This window comes from Amycolatopsis sulphurea (genome assembly GCF_002564045.1).
In the GTDB taxonomy this organism is placed as follows: domain Bacteria; phylum Actinomycetota; class Actinomycetes; order Mycobacteriales; family Pseudonocardiaceae; genus Amycolatopsis; species Amycolatopsis sulphurea.
In genome coordinates this window covers 2,346,529-2,367,316 of the sequence record NZ_PDJK01000002.1, presented here as the reverse complement: position 1 = coordinate 2,367,316, position 20,788 = coordinate 2,346,529, and the positions used below count along the sequence as shown (strand labels likewise).

Annotated in this window: 15 protein-coding genes; 7 read left to right on the top strand and 8 right to left on the bottom strand. The window is 70.1% G+C overall.

Features of this window, described 5'->3' with window-relative positions; genetic code table 11:
• Window positions 1–126: 126 nt before the first annotated feature.
• A complete protein-coding gene (locus ATK36_RS17130; protein WP_098512482.1) occupies window positions 127–2,394 on the bottom strand; it encodes an FtsX-like permease family protein in 2,268 nt (755 codons plus the stop codon).
• Window positions 2,391–3,086 (bottom strand): ABC transporter ATP-binding protein, encoded by a 696-nt coding sequence (locus ATK36_RS17125; RefSeq protein WP_098512481.1) that lies wholly within the window; start codon window positions 3,084–3,086, stop codon window positions 2,391–2,393. Before ATK36_RS17125 ends, ATK36_RS17130 begins: the two co-directional genes overlap by 4 nt.
• A 178-nt stretch (window positions 3,087–3,264) precedes the next feature.
• On the opposite strand from ATK36_RS17125, the gene ATK36_RS17120 reads away from it, so the two are divergent.
• The 3 genes from ATK36_RS17120 to ATK36_RS17110 all read left to right on the top strand — a co-directional run bounded on the left by ATK36_RS17120 (window position 3,265) and on the right by ATK36_RS17110 (window position 7,108).
• Window positions 3,265–5,061 (top strand): sensor histidine kinase, encoded by a 1,797-nt coding sequence (locus tag ATK36_RS17120; RefSeq protein ID WP_098512480.1) that lies wholly within the window; start codon window positions 3,265–3,267, stop codon window positions 5,059–5,061.
• On the top strand, window positions 5,058–5,708 hold the full coding sequence (locus ATK36_RS17115) for a response regulator (protein WP_098512479.1): 651 nt from the start codon (window positions 5,058–5,060) through the stop codon (window positions 5,706–5,708). Before ATK36_RS17120 ends, ATK36_RS17115 begins: the two co-directional genes overlap by 4 nt.
• 92 nt (window positions 5,709–5,800) lie before the next feature.
• Window positions 5,801–7,108, top strand: a complete 1,308-nt coding sequence (locus tag ATK36_RS17110) for an amidohydrolase family protein (protein ID WP_098512478.1) — start codon at window positions 5,801–5,803, stop codon at window positions 7,106–7,108.
• Between the two features lie 94 nt (window positions 7,109–7,202).
• Here the strand turns inward: ATK36_RS17110 and ATK36_RS17105 are convergent, their stop codons facing one another.
• From ATK36_RS17105 to ATK36_RS17090, 4 genes are all read right to left on the bottom strand, one after another.
• A complete protein-coding gene (locus ATK36_RS17105) occupies window positions 7,203–7,880 on the bottom strand; it encodes an SDR family oxidoreductase (RefSeq protein ID WP_098512477.1) in 678 nt (225 codons plus the stop codon).
• 17 nt (window positions 7,881–7,897) lie between these two features.
• Window positions 7,898–9,577 (bottom strand): arabinofuranosyltransferase AftB family protein, encoded by a 1,680-nt coding sequence (locus tag ATK36_RS17100; protein ID WP_098512476.1) that lies wholly within the window; start codon window positions 9,575–9,577, stop codon window positions 7,898–7,900.
• Between the two features lie 73 nt (window positions 9,578–9,650).
• Window positions 9,651–11,060 (bottom strand): DUF7850 domain-containing protein, encoded by a 1,410-nt coding sequence (locus ATK36_RS17095; protein ID WP_245914835.1) that lies wholly within the window; start codon window positions 11,058–11,060, stop codon window positions 9,651–9,653.
• 64 nt (window positions 11,061–11,124) lie between these two features.
• The gene (locus tag ATK36_RS17090) at window positions 11,125–13,200 is read right to left on the bottom strand and encodes a PhoX family protein (protein WP_098512474.1); all 2,076 of its coding nucleotides are present in this window, start codon (window positions 13,198–13,200) and stop codon (window positions 11,125–11,127) included.
• A gap of 237 nt (window positions 13,201–13,437) precedes the next feature.
• Between ATK36_RS17090 and ATK36_RS17085 the strand changes: the two genes are divergently transcribed.
• Together ATK36_RS17085 and ATK36_RS17080 are read left to right on the top strand one after the other, a co-directional pair.
• Window positions 13,438–14,082 (top strand): HAD family hydrolase, encoded by a 645-nt coding sequence (locus ATK36_RS17085; RefSeq protein ID WP_098512473.1) that lies wholly within the window; start codon window positions 13,438–13,440, stop codon window positions 14,080–14,082.
• A gap of 109 nt (window positions 14,083–14,191) precedes the next feature.
• Window positions 14,192–15,049: an SAM-dependent methyltransferase gene (locus ATK36_RS17080; RefSeq protein WP_098512472.1), complete on the top strand. Its 858-nt coding sequence runs from the start codon at window positions 14,192–14,194 to the stop codon at window positions 15,047–15,049.
• Window positions 15,050–15,110: 61 nt separating this feature from the next.
• On the opposite strand, the gene ATK36_RS17075 is transcribed toward ATK36_RS17080, so the two are convergent.
• Window positions 15,111–16,199 (bottom strand): inositol-3-phosphate synthase, encoded by a 1,089-nt coding sequence (locus ATK36_RS17075; RefSeq protein ID WP_098512471.1) that lies wholly within the window; start codon window positions 16,197–16,199, stop codon window positions 15,111–15,113.
• A gap of 65 nt (window positions 16,200–16,264) precedes the next feature.
• Window positions 16,265–16,819, bottom strand: coding sequence for a PadR family transcriptional regulator (locus ATK36_RS17070; protein WP_098514949.1), 555 nt, complete (start codon window positions 16,817–16,819; stop codon window positions 16,265–16,267).
• A gap of 260 nt (window positions 16,820–17,079) precedes the next feature.
• Here ATK36_RS17070 and ATK36_RS17065 point away from each other — a divergent pair, with 260 nt between their 5' ends.
• Window positions 17,080–17,481 carry a DUF5318 domain-containing protein gene (locus ATK36_RS17065; protein ID WP_098512470.1) on the top strand — a complete coding sequence of 134 codons (402 nt, stop codon included), beginning with the start codon at window positions 17,080–17,082 and terminating at the stop codon, window positions 17,479–17,481.
• Between the two features lie 19 nt (window positions 17,482–17,500).
• On the top strand, window positions 17,501–20,392 hold the full coding sequence (locus ATK36_RS17060) for a transglycosylase domain-containing protein (protein WP_098514948.1): 2,892 nt from the start codon (window positions 17,501–17,503) through the stop codon (window positions 20,390–20,392).
• The last annotated feature ends 396 nt before the right edge of the window (window positions 20,393–20,788 follow it).

The window sequence follows — 20,788 nt, the reverse complement described above, 5'->3', positions numbered from 1 at the left end:
CTGTGAAGGGCCCCTTCACAGACTCAGAGTCCGTGAAGGGCCCCTTCACGGACACGACGAAGGGCCGTTGCCGGGTTCCCATTCCCGGCAACGGCCCTTCCCCCTTACCGCACCCCCGGTGCGCGTCTATTCGTCGTTGAGTGGTTCGGCCGCCACCCGCTTGAGCGCGGGAGTGCAGACCGAGGCTCCGAGCAGAGCCACCCCGACGCCGAGTACCACCGGCGCGATCAGCCACGGAGTCAGCGTGATCGGGTTCTTGCTGGCCAGACTGAACAATCCGAGCCCGACGAGAATCCCGGTCACCCCGGCCCCGATCGTGGCCACCAGCGACGGCAGCGCGGCCTCCATCCGCAGTGCCCGGGAGAGCACCCGAACCGGCGTACCCGCCGCGATCAGCGCACCGAAGGTGCGGCGCCGGTCCATCACCCCGCCGGCCGTGGCGATCGCCGCACTGCAGCCGGCCAGGATCGCGGCCGCGGTCAGTCCGATCACGGTCACCCGGCGCACGTCGTCAAGCTCCTGCCGCTGGTCGTAGACGTGCTGGCGGGGGCTCTTGATTCCGGAGCTGCCCGCCACCGAAGCCAGCGCCGTGCGGACCTGCTCCCGGTCGGCATCGGTGGTCCGCACCACGAGGGTCGTTTCATTCGGCCGCAGCCCGGCGGGCATCGCCGCCGGCTCGATGAAGTAAGCGGAGTTCGTCCCTTCACTCGTCGAGTAACGGCCCACCTGGATCGAGCCGAGCGGCTTGGTGGGCACATCGGGCTCGGAACTGCTCGTCACCATGTACTTGCTGGTGTCGAACTCGTAAGGCGCGTACAGGCCGGCGTCGGGCTTGCAGTCCTTCTCGGTGATGCCGACCTTGGTCAGCTTCGCCGCATCCGCACACGCCATCACGTACGCCAGATGGGACGACTCATCCCTTTTGTCCGCCGCCTCTGAAACGACCACGTTGGGCACCGCGACCGCGCGGTCCTGCACGCCGCTCTCGGCAAGCTTGCTGTTGGCCTGTTCGACCATCGCATCGGCTTTCTCCGGGCTGACATCCACGTACAACGCGGAGTCGACGAACTTGCTGCTGTCGCCCGCGAGCGATTCGAAGGACGGCAGCAGGGTGAGCCCCATCGACCCGGCGAACACCGCGAGCACGATTCCGGCCGACGCGCGGTAGGCGCCCCGCGGATCTTCCCGCAGCCGCCGTCCGGCCAGCAGGGTCGACGGGCGGCGCCAGATCCGTACGAAGGTGCCCCCGACCGCCGACGTGACCCAGGGGCCGACCAGCATCGCCGAACCCACCACCAGGAACAGCCCGACGAGAACGAGTTCCTGGCCACCGCTCGAATCCCGGCCGGTCAAGATCGCGTAGAGGAAAAACAACCCCGCCACGGGCAACGACAGCAATCGCCACCAGTGCAACGGTTTCACCTGATGCCCGCCGTCGGCGAACAGCGGTGTGTTCATCACCCGGCGCAGGCCGAGCACCCCGGCCAGCACCACCAGTGCCGGGATGGCCACCACGATCGCCACGATCAGGCCTACCGGCAGGCTGAAGTCGGAGGAGAGCCAGGTCCCGCCTGCCCACGGGACGAACGTGGCCAACCCATACAGCGCCGGGCTGAGCAGCAGCCCGGCCAGCGCACCGACCCCGGCGGACAGCCCGGTCTCCGCGGCCACTATCGAAGTCACCTGCCCGGGTGTCGCACCGGCCAGCCGGAGCGCGGCCATCCGCTGCTCCCGCCGGGCCGCGGTCAACCGCGCCGAGGAGGCGACCAGTACCAGGCTGGGCACCAGCAGCACGACGACGCCGACCCCGGTGAGCAGCGTGAGCATCCCGTCCGGCTCAGCTTCGGTATGGGGGAAATCGGCCACCGGCCGGCCGCCGACGCCGGGCTGCGCTTCCCCGCCGGCCCCCTGCAGCTCCTGCGGGCTGTGCCCGACCAGCACCACGAGCTGTTCCGGATAGCGCAGCGCCTGCTCGCCGAGCGCGGCGACCGGCTTGCCGAAGCGGTCACCGAGCTGGTTCGCCGGCGTGCGGTTGAGCAGTTTGCCCAGCTCCGGCGAGACTATCGCCTGGCCGGGTACGGGCAGCTTGTCGATGCCCGGGGGCAGGTGGACGGCGCCGGAGTCGGTGACGGCGAGGTCGACCCGCATGATCTCCTTGCCGTCGAAGTAGTCCTTGGACGAGTTGACCAGCAGGGCCGGCTTGCCGTCCTTGGCGTACCGGTACGGCTCCTGCCACTGGGCCCGCTGCTCGCGGGCCTGAGTGGCGAACGGCAGGGTGGCCAGCAGCAACACCAGCCCGGTCGCGACCGCGACCCCGACCGCGGTGAGGATCGCCGAAGTGCGGGTACGCCGGTCGACGCGGAGCACGCGCAGGGCGAGCTGGAACGGGTTCATGCCGGCTGCCTCGTGGCGATCCGGCCGTCGCGAATGGCGACCACGCGGGGCAGCGCTCCGGCCAGCTCCCGGTCGTGGGTGACGATCAGGACCGCGGCCCCCGAGTCCCGCGCTGCGGTGAGCAACGCGTTCATCGTCTCGTGGCCGGTGCGGGTGTCCAGCGCACCGGTCGGCTCGTCGGCGAAGATCACCTTCGGCCGGTGGGTGAGCGCGCGAGCGATCGCGACGCGCTGCGCCTGGCCGCCGGAAAGCTCGCCCGGACGGCGGCTTTCCATTCCGGCCAGCCCGAGCCGGCCGAGCCATTCCCGGCCCGCGGCAATGGATTCCTGCCTGGCGCGCCCGGCGAGCAGCGAGGGCAGCGCGACGTTCTCCTCCACAGTCAGCTCCTGCACGAGCCTCCCGGACTGGAACACGAAACCGAACTCGGTACGCCGCAGTTCGCTGCGCTTCGTCTCCCCGAGCTGGTCGATCCGCTCTCCCTGCAAGCGGATCTCCCCGCCGTCGGCGCGCAGAATGCCGGCCAGCAGGTGCAGCAGCGAGGTCTTGCCGGAGCCGGAGGGACCCACGATGGCAATCACCTCACCCGCCCGGACGTCGATGTCGACACCCGCCAGCGCGTACTGCTCGCCGTAGCGCTTCACCAGCCCACGCCCGGTGAGCACCGGTTCGGCGCTCCATTGTGGATTGCTCATCCGAGGGTCTCTCCTGTTTCGATCTCCGACTGCTTCGGCAGAAGTATTGCGGAACCACCCGGGTTGTCCACTTCGGGCAGACGGCTGATCCATCGGTGGTCTCATCGGCCGATCGGCCGATGAGGGTGCGACCACCTGGCCAACGTGCGCGCGACGCGGGATCATCTACCGTTTCGGTGTGTCCGAGCCATCACCGACCTCGTTCTCCGCGCGCGCGACCGATTTCGTGAACCGAGTCGGCGCGTCCGTGGTGCTGCTGTTCGCGGCGCTGGCCTTCGACCTGGTCTACGTGACGAGCGCGGCACTCGATGACGTCGGCGGCCGCTTCTTGGATTTCGGCGTGTTCCCCGGCATCTTCGCGATGGCCGGATGCGCGCTGTGGGCCCGTAAGCGGGCGGCCGTCGCGAGCATGACCGGCGCACTGGCGCTGGTGGCGTTCACCATGGTCATCCACTACTACCGCGTGCCCGCCTATTCGAGTGTGCTGGCGAACCTGTCCATCACCGAGGTGGTGGCCGGGGTGGAGATGGTCTACTTCACGGCCCGCCGGGTGCGCCCCCGCGTGGCGTTCTGCGTGATCGCCACGCTGGTGGTGGCCACGATGGCGGCGGTGTTCGGCCGGTTCCCCCGCTACATCTACTCCAGCGCCGGGATCACCCAGTCGCTGGTCTTCGGCTTCCTGCTGCTTGTCGCGGCGGTGCTGACCGGGCTGATCGGCAGGCCACAGCACGCCACCGATCCGCAACGCGAAGAGCGCGTGCGGAGGCTGCACCGGATCAACGATCTGGCGATGGGCCAGTGGCCGCTGCTGGTCGCGCTCGGCCTCGGCCTGTTTCTCGAGTTCGCCCAGGCCTACAACGTGGGACTGCGGTCGTTCCCCATCCTCTTCTGCTCGATGCTGGCCGCGGTGGCGGCGATCTACTCCCGCCGCGAGCCCGCGAGGGCGAGCCTCGTGGTGGCCGGGCTGATCCTGCTGGCGGGGGTGGTGATGCCGTTCCTGCGCCTCGGTTACGGGTACGAACCTGGCACCGGAATTCCGCCGGCGCAGGTGGTGGCCGGTTTCGGCGTGGTGGTGAACCTGGTCCGCGTGACCGTGCTGCCGAAGGCCTGGCCGCGGATCGCGGCGCTGTCGGTGGCGGTCGCGGTGTCCACCTTGCTGAACTTCGAGCGCCCCGGCTTCCGGCTGCTCACCGATCCGCAGACGATCGGGCTGGGCGCGGTACTCGGCTCCCTGCTGCTGGGTATCGCCATCGCGATCGGGCTCTTCCTGCGTTCCCGGGATTCCGAACACCAGCAGGTGGTCAAGGCCGCGGTCAGCGACGCGCAGACCGCCGAGCGGATGGCGCTGGCCCGCGAACTGCACGACGTGGTCGCCCACCACGTGACCGGCATCGTGGTACAGGCGCAGGCCGCGCGGATGACGGGGGAGAAGAACCCGCAGCTGGCCTACGAGGCGATGGCCCGGATCGAGGACGCCGGGGTGGAGGCGCTGGCCGCGATGCGCCGGCTGGTGCGCAGCATGCGCGGGGACGCGCCGGCCGGTTCGGGCGAGTTCAACGAGCAGGCCACCACCGACCTCGCCGCGGACCTGCGCAGGCTGGTCGAATCGGGCAACCACAGGTTGCCCACCAGCCTGCATCTGGATCTGCCACCGCATCTGCCCCAGGAGGTGGGCCGTTCCGCGCTGCGGCTGGTGCAGGAGTCGCTGACCAACATCGGCAAGCACGCCGCGGACGCGACCGAAGCGCTGGTGCACGCCGAGGTGGCGGCGGACGAACTGCACCTGCGGGTGATGGACGACGGCCGGGAACCGGCTCGCCGTCCGGCCGGTGGGTCGGGCGGCTACGGTCTGGTCGGCATGCGCGAACGCGTCGCGCTGCTGCACGGCCGCCTCTCGGCCGGTCGCGGGCCGGACGGCGGCTGGCGGGTCGAGGCGTGGCTGCCGCTCGAACCGAACGGGGAGACAAACGGGTGATCCGGGTACTGATCGCGGACGACCAGGAGATGGTGCGGATGGGCTTCCGCATGATCCTGGACGCGCAGGACGACATCGAAGTGGTCGCGGACGTGCCGGACGGGGTGTCGGCCGTGGCCAAGGCCCGTGAGCTGCGCCCGGACGTGTGCCTGCTGGACATCCGCATGCCGGGGCTGGACGGGCTCGAGGTGACCCGGCAGCTCGCCGGGCCGGACACGACCGATCCGCTGAAGGTCGTCGTGGTCACCACGTTCGATCTCGACGAGTACGTGCACACCGCGCTGCGCAACGGGGCGAGCGGCTTCCTGCTCAAGGACGCCGGGCCCGCCCTGCTGATCGAGGCCGTGCGCGCGGCGGACCGCGGCGACGCGTTGGTGTCCCCGCAGATCACCGTGCGGCTGCTGAAGCACTTCAACGGAAACGCCTCGAAACCCCAGTCCCCGAAGCCCGCCGAACCGCTCACCGCGCGCGAGCTGGACGTGGTGAAAGCGGCCGCGCGGGGGCTGACGAACACCGAGATCGGCGCCGAGCTGTACCTTTCGCTGTCCACCGTGAAGACGCACCTGGCGGCCGTGCAGTCCAAGATCGGTGCCCGCAACCGCGTGGAGATCGCGGCCTGGGCCTGGCGCAGCGGCGTGGTCGACTGACCGCCGGCGGGCCGGACACCGGTAATCGGGAGTAAAACGCTGGGTGGGCTGCCCCTCAGCTGCTGTTGACATTCCGGTCGTACGATCACGGGATGTCTCGTCGCTTCCACGCCCCCGTCGTCCTGCCCGCCGATCCCGCCTGTTCCGTGCTGCGCTCCGCGGTGGTGGACGTGACCGACGACGGGCGGATCGGTTTCGCCGGGCCGGAAGCGGACGCCCCGGAGTTCGCCGGCGAGGTGACCCGGCTCGGCGGGATCCTGTTGCCAGGGCTGGTCAACACGCACGCGCACAGCCCGATGACGTTGCTGCGCGGGATGGGCGGCGACCTGCCGCTGCTGCGCTGGCTGCACGAGATCATCTGGCCGGCCGAGGCCAAGCTCAAGCCCGCGGACGTGCGCACCGGCATGCTGCTGGGTTCGGTCGAGATGCTCCGGCACGGCGTGACCACCAGCGCGGAGATGTACTTCGAGGGCGAGCAGCTGGTGGACGCGGTGCTGACCACCGGTGGCCGCACGCTGGTGGCTCCGCCGGTGATGGAGCTGCCGGGGATGAACTGGCGCACCTCGCTGGAGGCCATCGAGCGCTGGATCGACGCCGACGGCCTGCGTTTCGGCCCGGCGGAACGGATCGAGCTGGGCTACGGCCCGCACTCGGCGTACATGCTGAACCCGGACGGTCTGCGTGCCGTCGCGGAATCCGCTGCCGCGCGTGGTGCGCTCGTACAGATCCACGTCGCCGAGGCCGCGAACGAGGATCTGGTGCAGCGGGAGCAGCACGGTTCGGTGCCGAAGCTGCTCGACGAGGTGGGCATTCTCGCCGGGCGTACCCTCGCCGCGCACGCCATTCACCTGTCGGACGAGGACATCGCGCTGTTCGCCGCGCGGGGTGTCGGCATGGCGCACTGCCCCGGCTCGAACGCGAAGCTCGCCTCCGGGATCGCGCGGGTCAAGGAACTGCGGGCGGCCGGCGTCGCGGTCGGCCTCGGCACCGACGGCCCGGCCTCCAACGACGACCTCGACCTGTGGGAAGAGGTGCAGCTCAGCGCGATGCTGGCCCGGCTGGCCACGAACGACTCCACGGCGCTGACCGCGGCGGACGCCTTCCTGCTGGCCACCCGCGGTGGCGCGGAAGCGCTCGGCCGCCCCGATCTCGGCGCGCTGGAGCCGGGCCGCTGGGCCGACCTGGTGCACGTGGATCTCGACGATCCGGCGTTCGCCGCGGGCCTGGACGTTCCGGACGAGCAGCTGCTGTCGAACCTCGTGTGGGCGGCGGGTTCGCGCCGTGTCCGCGACGTGTGGGTGGGCGGCGAGCCGGTGATCGCCGCGGGCGAATCGACCCGCGTGGACCGGGCCGAGGTGCAGGCGTCGGTCACCGACACCGCAGCCCGGCTGCGCGCCTAACTTTCGCGGGCTGCGCGCTCGCTTTCGCGGGCTGTGAAGGGACCCTTCACAGCCCGTGCGTCCGTGAAGGGTCCCTTCACAGCCTTGGGTCCGGTCAGCGGGGGCGGACGGTGATCTCGGTGAGGTGCGCGTCCGGAGTCGCGGTGACGGCGGTGAGCACTGCGGTGGCCACGGAGTCCGGACGAAGGTACTTCGTCGCGTCGTAGGTGCCGCCTTCCTGGGCGATCACGTTGCGCTGCAAGTCGGTGTCGGTGCGGCCGGGGTAGACCGAGGTCACGCGTAGCTCCGGCTCCTCGGCGCGGAGTGCGTCGGCGAACGCGCGGGCGGCGAATTTGCTTGCTGCGTAAGGAGCCCAGCCGGGCCGGGCGGTCTGTCCGGCTCCGGAGTTGAGCACCACCACGTGACCGCGGGCGGCCCGCAGCGCGGGCAGGAGATGCCGGGTCAGCTCGGCCACCGCGAGCACGTTGATCTCGAAGTTGGCCCGCCAGGCCGACGCCGGGGCCTCGGCGATCGCGCCGATCCGCCCGATCCCGGCGGAGTGCACGAGGACTTCGAGCCGCCCGATCCCACTCGCGGCGGCTTCGACCGCGGCGGGATCGGTGAGATCCACCGGCCACGGCTGCGCGCCCGGCAGCTCCGCAGCGACCTTCGCGAGCGCGTCCGCGTCGCGGCCGCCCAGCAGCAGCCGGTGGGTCGGGGCGAGCTGGTGGGCGATGGCCGCGCCGATGCCGCGGGAGGCGCCGGTGACCAGGGCGAGCGGAAGATCGGTCATACCGGCCACGGTAGGCCTCAGCAGCGGGCGGCTTCGACGGGGTCTCGCGGGTAACGGATGGCCGTGCGCTGCCAAGAACCGGTGAAATTGTCGAGGAAGCGATTCCACGACATCTCGCCCCGGGTCGAAGCGAGCACCTCCTGTTCGCCGGGACAGCGCAGGGCCGCGCGGGCGGCGTCGATCGTGCCGGGCTGGAAGATCCGGATCTGGCCGTCGTCGGCGACATCGGAATTGCCCGCCTCGGCGATCTCCCACGCCGGGATCAGCCACTTCGCATGCCCGGCCCGGCCGTCGGGAATTGGCGAGGAGTGTGCTGCGAGGTCGCTGGAGAGCCCGTAGCCATCATGCACGCGGACATCGAGGGAGACCAGGTTGCCGATCGCACCAATGCTGTCCGCGGCCATCGTCACGTACGGACGGCTGGTGGGGAAGCGGAACCATTGCTTGACATCGCCGTAGCTGTAGGCGAGCACCGCGGGCCGGCCGGTGGCGTCCACCGCTTCGACTGCGCGACGGAACTCCCCATGGTGGAGGAAGTCTTCGGCCGCCACCGGGTTCGGCGTGCCGGTGACCACGACCCAGAACGACCGCTCGTCGGCGATCCCGTTCGCCAGCTCGGTCTTCTCGTACGGCACGCGCAGCCAGCCGCCGGCCACCACCGACCAGACCGCGACGAGCGTGGCGAACGCGGCCGTCCGCCGGGTCAGCGGGATCGCCAGCACCGGCAGCAACAGCGCGAACAACGCGGGCAGCAGCATCCGGCCGTGCATGAAATCCCCGCCGACCCGCACCACGTACGCCGCCATCAGCACCCCGGCGACGATCGGCGCGAGCATCAGGATCCGCGAACGGCGGGCGAGTACGACGACCGCCGCCAGCAGGATCAGCGGCAACCACAGCAGGTACGGGTCGACCAGGTCGAGCAGGTAATCGAACCCGCGCGACCAGTCCTCGTCCCCGGCTTCCTTCGCCAGCGCGGTGTTCGGCACGAGCAGGCCGTAGTAGCCCATCCGGAAAACCTGGTAGCCGACCGGCAGCGCCACCCCGGCGGCCAGCCAGCCGAGCCCGGCGCGCACCTTCGGCCGGTGCAAGAGCACGAGCGCGACGAATCCGACGAGGGTGAACAACGCCAGATCGGGCCGCACCAGCGGACCGAGACCCAGCACCACCGCCGTGCCGAGGGCACCCTTTCCCCGGACCAGCAGCCACCAGCACAATCCGAGCCACAGCATGGCCAGCCCGGTTTCCAGGCCGGACGTCGCGAAGTCCCGGAACGGCGGCAGCACGACCACGACCAGAGCGCCGGCCGGCACGACCGCGCCGCCGTAGAGCCGCCGGGCACCGTCGAGGCCGAAGAAGAGCCCGCCGACGGCGCAGAGCAGCCCGGTGAGCACGGCCACCCATTCCAGCGAGGGAACGGGGAAGGTGCCGAGCCCGGCGAGCAGCCAGGTCCACAGCGGGCTGGTGTTCGCCTCGACCCGCTCCCCGATGTTGAACACCGGCCCGTTCCCGGCGAGGATCTGCCGGACGGTGCGGAGCACGATCAGCCCGTCGTCGCTCATCCAGCGCCGCTGCCAGGCCAATACCGCGTAGAGCACGAGCGTGGCCGCGGTGGCGATCCAGGTCCAGGCCACCGGACGGCGGTACCACGGGGGTGGCTGCACGATCGGCTCGCCGACGGTCACTGCCGCGGTCATGAGTGTTCCCGACCTCCCCGAGAAATGAGCTGCGGGGACAGTCTCACATCTCGGCGCGGGTTACGCAGAGTGGTCAGGAAACTGCTGGTGCGCCGCTCGGGCGAGTGACCGGTGGGGGTGGTGGTCCCGCGGACGAGGTCGGCGGCGCCGGAGTGGGCGGCAGCTGCGGGGCGAGACCGAGGTCCAGATCGGTCCGTTCGCGGGCCTTCCCCCCGAGGGTGAACGGCGCGGTACAGCCGCTGTCCGGGTCGGCGTCGGAATCGCGGGCCGGGTCCCCGGCGCCGCGGCGGGTCACCGCGAGGCCGCCCGGCAGCGCGTGCACGTCGAAGCAGACCTGATACGTACCGTCCGGCCGCTTGTCGAACAGGTAGCTGCCATCCGCCGCGGTACGCGTGGACGCGACGGTGCCACCGGCGCCGTCCTTCAACGTCACGGGCAGCTCGGGGTACCCGGGCTCACCGTCGTCCTGCAGGCCGTTGCGATTCAGGTCCTTCCACACCCGGTCGCCGATCTTGCCGACCGCCGGCTGCGGAGTGACGGCGATCGTCGCGGTCGCCTTCTGGTCCGCGAGAGGTCCGGCGGGTGAGTTCGCGCCGCTGACGGTCGCGGTGCTGACGTGCCCGTCGTCGTCCTCGGTCAGGTTCGGATGATCGCAGGTCAGCGCCCGGTTCGCGCCCGGGGCGAGGTCGAACGCGCCAGGCAGCCCGGTGCACCACGGGTCCTTCACCAGCAGGCCGGTGAGCGGTTCGGACCCGGTGTTGGCCACGGTGATCCGGTAGTGCGCGGTCTCACCGGCCGGGATCGCGGCAGACGCGGACCATTCGCCGTTCGCCGGGTTCCGCACTTCCTGCTTGACCGTGTAGGCCGCCAGATCCGCGTGCACGCAGTCCCACCTGACCCAGTTGTGGTTGGTGGTGGCGTAGAACAGGGCCGCCGAGGTCCGGTCCGGCGCGGCCACCGCGGGCAGGTCCTGCTTCGCGAGCTTGCCGTCCGTGGCAACGTCGTGCCCCACGTCGACGGCGTGGTCCAGCAGCGTCCGGCCCGCGGTGTCGGCGAAGCGCAAGCCCACCTTGGTGACCGCCCGGGAACCCAGGTTCGACGCGTTCGTACCGGTCCAGACCGACAGTGCGTAGCGGCCGCCGGGCACCGCACGCAGCTCCTGGCTCGCCCAGCTGACCCGGCCGTCCGGCGTCTGGATCTGCGCGTTCACCTTGCCCTCGACCGGGTACGCGGTGCTGGTGACGAGCTTGGGCATCCGGTCCGGCGGGGTGCTGCGCGGCACCGGCGCGGCCGGGGTGAACACGTAACCGCTCGGCATTCCGCCGGACGCGGTGTCCTCCACGCCGGCGTTCGCAGCGATCCCGCCGCAGGCCGGACCGCCTGCCGCGGGTGCCGAACCCGGAAGAACGACGACGAGCGCGCTGGCCAGCACCACTGTGCCGGCCAGCACGCCCGTCGACCGTCCGATCGCGACCCTCTTCACCCGCCTCACCCGGTGAAGCTATTACCCTCCGGCGGGAGTACGCAGGAGGAGCCACCCCAAAGAGTTACCGCTGCCCGATCCGGCCGACCAGCCCGAAGCGGCCCTTCCGCCACACCGACACGATGGCCGGGCGCGGCTGCGAGCTGCCCCCGTCGGGCCAGTGCGAAGTCGGCTCCGCCGAGTTCTTCGCGTCCTCGCCCGGATGCTGCACGGCGACCAGCACCAGCTGGTCGGTGACCACCGGACCGCAGGTCTCGGCCCCCACCGGCACGGAGAGGAACTGCTTGACGTGCCCACGCTCGGGACCACTGACCGGGACCGAGAACAACCCGTCGTTGGCGCCGAGGGTGTTGCCGTCGGTGGAGATCCACAGGTTGCCGTGCGCGTCGAAGGCGACGTTGTCCGGGCAGGAGATCGGGCTGACCCGGTCCTTCGGGAACCCGCCGAAGTAGGTGTCCGCGGCGGCCGGATCGCCACAGACCAGCAGCAGCCGCCAGCGCAGCCGGGTGGCCGCGGCGTCGCCGCGGTCCTCCTCCCACTCCAGCACGTGCCCGTTCTTGTTGCGGTTGCGGGGATTCACCTCGTCCACGCCCGCCTTGCCCGCCGCGCCGCGGTCGGTGTTGTTGGTCAGCGCCGCGTAGATCCGGCCGTTGACCGGGTTCGGCTCGATGTCCTCCGGACGGTCCATTTTGGTCGCCCCGGCCTTGTCCGCGGCCTGGCGGGTGAACACGTACACCTCCTCCGCGGTGAAACCGCCCACAAAGGACTTGTCACCGGCGGCGAGCGGAATCCACTCGCCGGTGCCGTCGAACTCGCCGTCCGCGGGCAGCTTGCCGGAACCGTCGATCTCGCCCGGGCTGTCGCCGGTGAACTTCGCGACGTAGAGCGTGCCCTCGTCCAGCAGCGCGGAGTTGTGCCGCCGGGCGTGCGCGGAGGTGCCCTTCTTGTACTTGCCCTTCGAGACGAACTTGTAGATGTACTCGAACCGCTCGTCGTCCCCGGAGTAGACCGCGACCCGACCGTCCGCGGTGATCTTCACCGTCGCCGCCTCGTGCTTGAATCGGCCGAGCGCGGTGTGCTTGACCGGCGTGGAGTGCGGGTCGTGCGGGTCGATCTCCACCACCCAGCCGAACCGGTTGGGCTCGTTGGGCTCCTGCGCGACGTCCCAGCGCCGGTCGAAACGCTCCCACTTGCGGGTGCTCTCCCCGGTGCCGACCAGGTAGCGCTTGAGCCGCGCGGCCTGCTCCGGATCGGTGACCTTGTCCGCGTTGGCGAAGTACTGGTGGAAATTCTCCTCGCCGGAGAGCACGGTGCCCCACGGCGTGACCCCACCGGAGCAGTTGTTCTGCGTGCCCCGCACCCGCTTGCCGGTCGGGTCGGCCGAGGTGCGCAGGTACTTCGAGCCCGCCGCCGGGCCCCGCACCTCGAACTCGGTGTCCAGGGTGATCCGCCGGTTCAGCGGGCTGGGCACGGTGCGCAGGGCACCGCCGATCGGATCGCGGAAGGTCTGCAGCACCGACAGCCCGTGCGCGGCCCAGGCGATCCGGACCTGTTCCTCGGTCGGGTTCGCCGGGTCGTACTGATCGGCCGGGAACAGGTGTACCTCGGTGGTGTACTCGTGGTTGACCACCAGCAGGTTCCGCACGCCGAGCGGGTCCTGCGGGATCAGGCCGACGAAGTCGTTGTTGTAGCCGAACTGCTTCGCCTGCGCCGCCGCGGTCTGCCGCCGGAAGTCGAACTTCGGCGCGCCGGGCACCACCGCGTCGCCCCAGCGGATCACCACCTGCTGGTCGTAACCCTCGGGGATGCTCACCTTGTCCAGGCGGTTCGGCGGCACGGGGTCGAAGTCGGTGCCGGGTACCGGCTTCGCGCCGTGGCCCGGCGGGATCTCGGCCACGGCGGCCGCGGCGGTACCGGACAACGCGGCGAACCCACCGGCCGCGGCGGCCATCACGGCGCCCGCCTTGAACGCCCCGCGGCGCGAGACTCCCTTGGCGATGTCGCCGAAGTACTCGTTGCCCGACGGGTTCGGCGCCTCGTGAGCACACGCGTTACCGCACCGGTATTCACAGGTGATCGGGGAACGGCCGCCGGGATGGGCGGAGATCAGGGGCAGCAGTCGCCCGGGCTCCAGGGACACAGGTCCTCCAGGGTCACTTCAGTAGGGGAACGAAGCGACCGTATGTGCCGAAACCCGACCCGATCGGACCAAGAGGTGAACAGCGAGTGTATTCGTCGCAATCAGGACTGAATGGGCGAACGCAGTCAAACGGACAGTCCAGAAGTGCTCGCCGAGGGTGCCCGAAATCCCGCATCACCCTTCCGAAGATCACTTAGCTAACCTAAATAACTTCGCGAACCCGATAGGCTGTAGGCCATGGACGCGGTGATTTTCGACCTCGATGGGGTATTGGTGGATTCCGAGTTGACCTGGGACGCGGTGCGCCGCGCCGTGGTCGCCGCACACGGAGGCACCTGGCGGCCGGAGGCGACCCGCGCGCAACAGGGGATGAGCACGCCGGAGTGGGCCCGGTACCTGGTGGACACCCTCGGCGCCCAGCTGACGCCGGACGAGATCGCGAACACCGTGATCGACGAGATGGCCAGCCGCTACACCGCGGGCCCGCCGGTGATCGACGGCGCCCCGGAGGTGGTGCGCGAGATCGCCCGCCGGTGGCCGGTCGCGATCGCCAGCTCGTCGCCGCCGGTGCTGATCCACGCCTTTCTCACCGCGTGCGACCTCACCTCGCTGGTGCCGGTCGCGGTGTCGAGTGAGGAGGTCGCCGCCGGCAAACCGGCCCCCGACGTATACCTGCGTGCCGCGATGCTGCTGGAAATCCCGCCCGAGCGATGCGCCGCGGTGGAGGACTCCACCAACGGCCTCCGCGCCGCACAGGCCGCGGGCATGACCGTGTACGCCGCGCCGAACACACACTTCCCGCCGGAGCCCGAAGCGCTCGCGGGAGCCACGGTGCTGACGAACCTGACCGCACTGCCCGCGGCGTTGAAAGCCGGTCGGTGACACAGCTCACCTACGACAACCGGCGGCATCCCGGGTTCGCCACGCTGCCGGGCGGACGCGGAATGCCATCCTTGCCCGGCATCGCAAGCTCGGCAGCGAAGGGCAGGACGTGGGCACGCCGGATCGGGAATGGGACATCGTCAGCAGCATCGGGCTGACCGCCCTGGGGATCGCGGCCTGCCGCGCGGTCGAGACCGCCCGGCCGGACCGGCTGATCGAGGATCCCTTCGCCGCGGAGTTCATCCGGGCCGCGCGGCCGCCGCGGCCGCTGCCGACCCGGGCGACCGACGACCCGGTCTGGGCCTCGATGAGTCCCTACATGGGGTTGCGATCGCGGTACTTCGACGAGCTGATCACCGGTTCGCCCGCCCCGCAGGTGGTGATCCTGGCGGCCGGGCTCGACGCGCGCGCCTACCGGCTGGACCTGACCGGTCGCGACCTCTACGAGGTGGACCAGCCCCGCGTGCTCGAATTCAAGCAGGACGTGTTCGACGACCTGGCCGCGAAACCCCGCTGCACGCGGCACGCGGTCGCCGCGGACTTGCGCAAGAACTGGCCCGCCGCACTGGAACAGACCGGTTTCGACCGGACCCGGCCCACCGTGTGGCTCGCGGAAGGCCTGCTGATGTACCTGCCCGGGCCGGTCGAGGAGCAGCTGTTCGACCTGATCGCCGCCTGCTCCGCCCCGGGCAGCCGGATCGGCGTGGAACGGCTCGCCGGCGAGAACCTCGCCGGCGCGAGCGACCACATGCAGCATATGGGCACCTCGGAGCGGCTCGGCGTCCAGCTGACCGAGCTGTTCTCCCAGGAGGCACGCCGGAATCCGGTGGACTGGCTGACCGGACAAGGCTGGCAGGTCACCGTCTCCACCCCGCCGGAGTACGCCGCCCGGCACGGCCGGGAACTGTCCGAAATGGTCCTGAAGACCACCGGGAACAGCCAGTTCATCTGCGCCGACCTGCCGTGACCCGCCTGCGGGGAGCCCGCCGTCGGCAGACTCCCCGCAGCGGGACCTCGGCAGTGGGAGCTCAGCGCTCCAGCTCGCCCTGGATGAACTTGTCCACCGCGTCGCGCGCGGTCGTGTCGTCGTACTGCTCCGGCGGCGACTTCATGAAGTAGGACGACGCGGACAGGATCGGGCCGCCGATCCCGCGGTCCAGTGCGATCTTCGCGGCCCGCACCGCGTCGATGATGATGCCCGCCGAGTTCGGCGAGTCCCACACTTCGAGCTTGTACTCCAGGTTCAGCGGCACGTCGCCGAACGCGCGGCCCTCCAGCCGCACGTAGGCCCACTTGCGGTCGTCGAGCCACTGCACGTAGTCCGACGGCCCGATGTGCACGTTGCCCTTGCCCAGGTCGCGGTCCACCTGCGAGGTGACCGACTGGGTCTTGGAGATTTTCTTCGATTCGAGCCGCTCCAGCTCCTTCATGTTCAGGAAATCCATGTTCCCGCCCACGTTGAGCTGCATGGTGCGGTCGAGCTGCACCCCGCGGTCCTCGAACAGCTTGGCCAGCACCCGGTGCGTGATGGTGGCGCCGACCTGCGACTTGATGTCGTCGCCCACGATCGGCACGCCGGCGTCGGTGAACTTCTTCGCCCACACCGGGTCGGAGGCGATGAACACCGGCAGCGCGTTCACGAACGCCACGCCGGCGTCGATCGCGGCCTGCGCGTAGAACTTGTCCGCCTCCTCCGAACCCACCGGCAGGTAGGAGACGAGCACGTCGACGTCGGCGGCCTTGAGCGCGGCGACCACGTCCACCGGGGTCTCGTCGGACTCGTCGATGGTCTCGCGGTAGAAGCGGCCGAGCCCGTCGTAGGTGTGCCCGCGCTGCACGGTCACCCCGAGCGGCGGCACGTCGGCGATCTTGATGGTGTTGTTCTCGCTGGCGGAGATCGCTTCCGAGAGATCCCGGCCGACCTTCTTCGCATCCACGTCGAACGCCGCGGCGAACTCGACGTCCCGGACGTGGTACTCGCCGAACTGGACGTGCATCAGGCCGGGCACGCGGGTGGCCGGATCCGCGTCACGGTAGTACTGCACACCCTGGACCAGCGACGAGGCGCAGTTGCCGACGCCCACGATGGCCACCCGAACGCGGCGGTTCTCGCCCATGCCGGTTTCTCCTTCAATCCGTTCTCTGTCCATCTGCTTGTGCTGCCGCCACGCTGCGGCGCCGCTCAGCGCCCCGGATGCTCCGGGCCGCGCTGCTCGGCCTGTTCGTGCGCGATCAGCTCGTTGAGCCAGCGCACCTCCCGCTCACTCGACTCCAGCCCGAGCCGGTGCAGTTCGCGGGTATAGCGGTCGATCTTCTCCTCGGCCCGAGCCAGCGCTACGCGCAAGCCCTCCCGCCGTTCCTCCACGCGGCGGCGCCGTCCTTCCAGGATTCGCATCCTGACGTCGGCCGGTGTCCGCGAGAAGAACGCGAGGTGGACGCCGAAGCCCTCGTCGTCCCAGGTCTCCGGGCCCGCTTCGCCGAGCAGCTCGGCGAAGCGCTCCTTGCCCTCGGCGGTGAGCTGATAGACCCGGCGGCCGCGCCGGGACCAGGCCCGGTCGTCCGCCTCGTCCAGCTCCTCGACGAGGTAACCGGCCCGCAGCAACCGGCGCAGCGTCGGGTACAGCGAGCCGTACGAGAACGTCCGGAACATGCCGAGCGTCTCGTGCAAACGTTTGCGCAGGACGTACCCGTGCATGGGCGCCTCGTGCAGCAATCCGAGGATCGCGAGTTCGAGCACACCGCACCCCACATTCGGGAACAGACCGCGGCCGGTGCCGTTGACCATCTGGAACGGCCCTGCGGAACCGGCTCACTCAACCTACTCGGCCACTATATCGCTCCGATACATCGAAGTGGCGGACGTAACCCTGGGTTCCCCGCGCAGGCAGGGAACGTCATCAGAGAGTTATCGAATCTCCGGCGTGTCCGGATGGCTGCTCGTGGTACCGGTCGACCGGGGGCGCTGCAAGCACAGGAAGAGCCCGTAGTCTGTCTTCCGTGCGAAACCAGCGGCAGGTCGTGGACTACGCCTTGCAGCGCCGTGCGCTGCTGGCCGCCGTCCGCTCCGGACGCGTTGGCGACCATGAGGTCTGCGACGCGAGCCCGTACCTGCTCCGGGCGGCGAAGTTTCACGGCAGAGCCGGGGACCGCGCCTGCCCGATGTGCCGCCGCGCGCCGTTGACCCTGGTCTCCTGGGTCTACGGCGACGAACTCAAGCACGTCTCGGGATCGGCCCGCACGCCCGCGGAACTGACCCGGATGGCCGCGCTTTTCGCCGAGTTCACCGTCTACGACGTAGAGGTGTGCCGGACGTGCCACTGGAACCACCTGGTCCTCTCCTACGTGCTCGGCACGGGTGAGCCGCAACCCAGGCGGCCGCGGAGGACCGCCGACCAGTGACGAGTACCACGACCGCCGCATGGGACCGGGCGCCGCGCCCGTCCCGAACCCCGGCGCCGGCCTGGGAGGCCCATCAGTGAACGACGATCGCCACCGCCCCTGGCCCGGTCAGGAGCCTGATGCACCTCGCCGTGCCCACTGGCCGGAGCAGGACCCCGGTCCCGGCTGGCCCGCCGGCGAGGCCCCCCGGCGCCCGGCCCCGCCCCGCCGTCCCCCCGCGGGCGGCCCCCGTCCGCCGCGTGCCCCGCAGGCGGGCGGCCCCGCGTGGCCCGGCGGAGACGATCCCGGACCGCAGTGGCCGTCCGGGGACGAGCCGCCCCGCCGCCCGCAGCGCCCGCGGCAGAACCAGCCGTCCCGGATCCTGGACGGCCCGCCGCCGCGCCGTCAGCCGCCGCCACCCGGTGCCGGACGTCCGGGGCCGAACGGCGGTCCGCCGCAAGGCTTCCGCCAGCCCCCGCCGCCAGGCAGCCGGTCCGGACCCGTCCGGCGCCCGCCGCATGGCCGACCGGTACCCGTGCCGATACCGCCCCCGGAGTATCCGGACCGCGAGCCGGACCTGATCACGCACGCCGAGCACAACGGCACCACGTTCGGCTACGACCCGTACGACGACCGGTACGACGATCACGACGACGAGACCCAGTACGCGCAGTTCGCCGCCGAGGCCGAACCGGAACCGGAGGACGGCGAAGAAGACGGGCAGGGCAAGAAGAAAAAGAGCAAAGCCGACCTGACGCCCAAGCAGCGCAAGAAGCGCCGCTGGAAAATCATCCGGCGGGTGCTCTACGCGTGCGTCGGGCTGTTCGTGGTGGTGCCCGCGATCGCGTTCGTGATCACCTATTTCACCGTCTCGGTGCCCACACCGCAGGACATCCGGGCGACGCAGAGCCAGCCGATCACCTTCTACTTCGGCAACAATCAGCAGATGGGCCGCTCGGTACCCGCGGACGGCGATCGCGAACTGCTGCAGCCGAACCAGGTGCCCGACGTGATCAAGCACGCGATCTACGCGGCCGAGGACGCCACCTTCGAGACCAACTCCGGCTTCGACGTGATGGCCATCGCGCGTTCGGTGTTCAACCAGGTCACCGGCGGTACCGGCGGTGGTTCGACGATTTCGCAGCAATACATCAAGCAGGCCACCAAGAACGACGCACCCACGCTGACCCGTAAGTGGACCGAGCTGGTGAAGTCGTTCAAGCTGAACAACGAGACGCCCAAGGCGGACATCTTCACCAGTTACGTCAACATCGTCTACTTCGGACGCGGCGCGAACGGCGTGGCGGCGGCCGCGAAGGCGTACTACGGCAAGGACATTTCACAGGTCACGCCCTCGGAGGCGGCGCTGCTGGCCGGGCTGATCCAGGGCCCCAGCCGTTCCGAGGACCAGACGTACACGATGAAGCGCTGGACCTACGTGATGGACCAGATGGTGGCCAACCACTGGCTTTCCGCCGCCGACCGCAAGGCCGCGGTGTTCCCCACGCTGATCCCGAAGGGTTCCCAGAAGAAGGACAACGGGAACGTCGACTACTTCATCCAGCAGCGCATCATCGACGAGCTGGAAGCCAAGGGCTACGACCAGGACAAGCTGTACAACATCGGCGCGAAGATCCACACCACGATCGATCCGAAGGCACAGCAGGAAGCGGCGCGGGCCGTCCAGGACAACCTGAAGGACCAGACCGACCAGAACATCAAGGGAGCGCTGGTCGCGGTCGACCCGAGAACGGGCGGGGTCCTCGCCTACTACGGGGGCCCCAACACGGTGAAGAACGACAAGGGCAAGGACCAGCTCGCCACGGACTGGGCGAACACCCCGCAGAACCCGGGTTCGTCCATGAAGGCCTACGACCTGACCGCCTTCCTCAAGATGGGCAAGGGACTCGGCGAAACCTTCGACGGCAGCAACAACCGCATGCTGGGCGGACGAAAGGTCCGCAACGCGGGGGACAGTTCCAGCTGCAGCAAGCAGTGCACCGTCAAGACCGCCATGGAGCTTTCGGTGAACACCGTGTTCTACGACATGGTCCTCAACGACGTGAAGCCAGCGCGAGTCGCCGACGCGGCCAAGGAAGCGGGTGTGCGGCCCGGCCCGCAGGGCAAGGGCAAGCTGGGCACCGCGGACGCGAACATCTCGCTCGGTGGTGGTGCCACGACCGTCACGCCGGAGGACATGGCGGCGGGCTACTCGTCGTTCGCCTCCGGCGGGGTGCGGCGTGACCAGCACTTCGTCGCGAAGCTGACGAACGCCCAGGACGAGACGATCTTCGACCTGACCACCAACCAGGGCAAACCGGCGTTCGATCCGAACAACGACAAGAGCAAGCAGATCGCGGGCAACGTGACCGAGGCGCTGATCCCGGTGATCGCGCACTCGAAACTGAAGTGCCCCACCGGCCATCAGTGCGCGGGCAAGACCGGTACCCAGCAGTACTCCCCGCAGGACGGCGATCCGAGCACCTACGACGACCGCAACGCGCAGACCTGGATGGTGGGCTACACCCCGTCCGTCTCGGTCGCCGCGTGGATCGGCGGCGACGGCAACAAGCCGCTGCACGACAAGAACAACAAGCCGATCTTCGGGTCCACCATCGCCGGACCGACCTGGCAGGACTTCATGGACGCCTATCTGAAGGACAAGCCGGCGGAGAAGTTCGACCAGGTGGCCCCGATCGGCAAGCAGGCGGTCGACACTCCGACCACGACCGCCTCGCGGCCCCCCAAGACCCAGAACCAGACCACGGAGACCACGACCACGGCCCCGCCGCCCAGCACCGAGGCACCCAGCACGCCGAGCACCCCACCCAGCTCCAGCAAGACGCTGACCACCTCGAACAAGCCGCCGGTCCTCGGTGGTGAGCCGCCCGGTAACGGGTTCGGTCCCCCCGGCGGTGGTGGCGGCGGGTGACCGGAGAGCCACCCGGAAAAACAGGCTGAGCAGGCGAAGGCCCTTCCCGTTCCGGGGAGGGCCTTCGCTGATTCTCGGACGAATACGCCCGGTGGAGTGAACCTCGGCCCGTGCTCGGGCGTCCTCTCCCGGAGAGGGTTCTGCGCCTGCAGCACGCCCGAGTCCGAGAAGAGGATCCGCACGTGAACGACGACCGCAACCGCTCCTGGCCAGACCGGGATCCCGATCCGCGGCGTCAACCACCTCCGGGTCCTCCCGGACCATCGCCGTGGGCCCGCGGACCGCAGCGCCCCGGATCCCCGCCTCCCGGACCGGGCTCGCCGCCGCCCGGCTCCCCGCAGCCCCCGCCAGGTGCCGGACCGGCACCGGGGTACCGGCCGCCGCCCCCCGGACCGG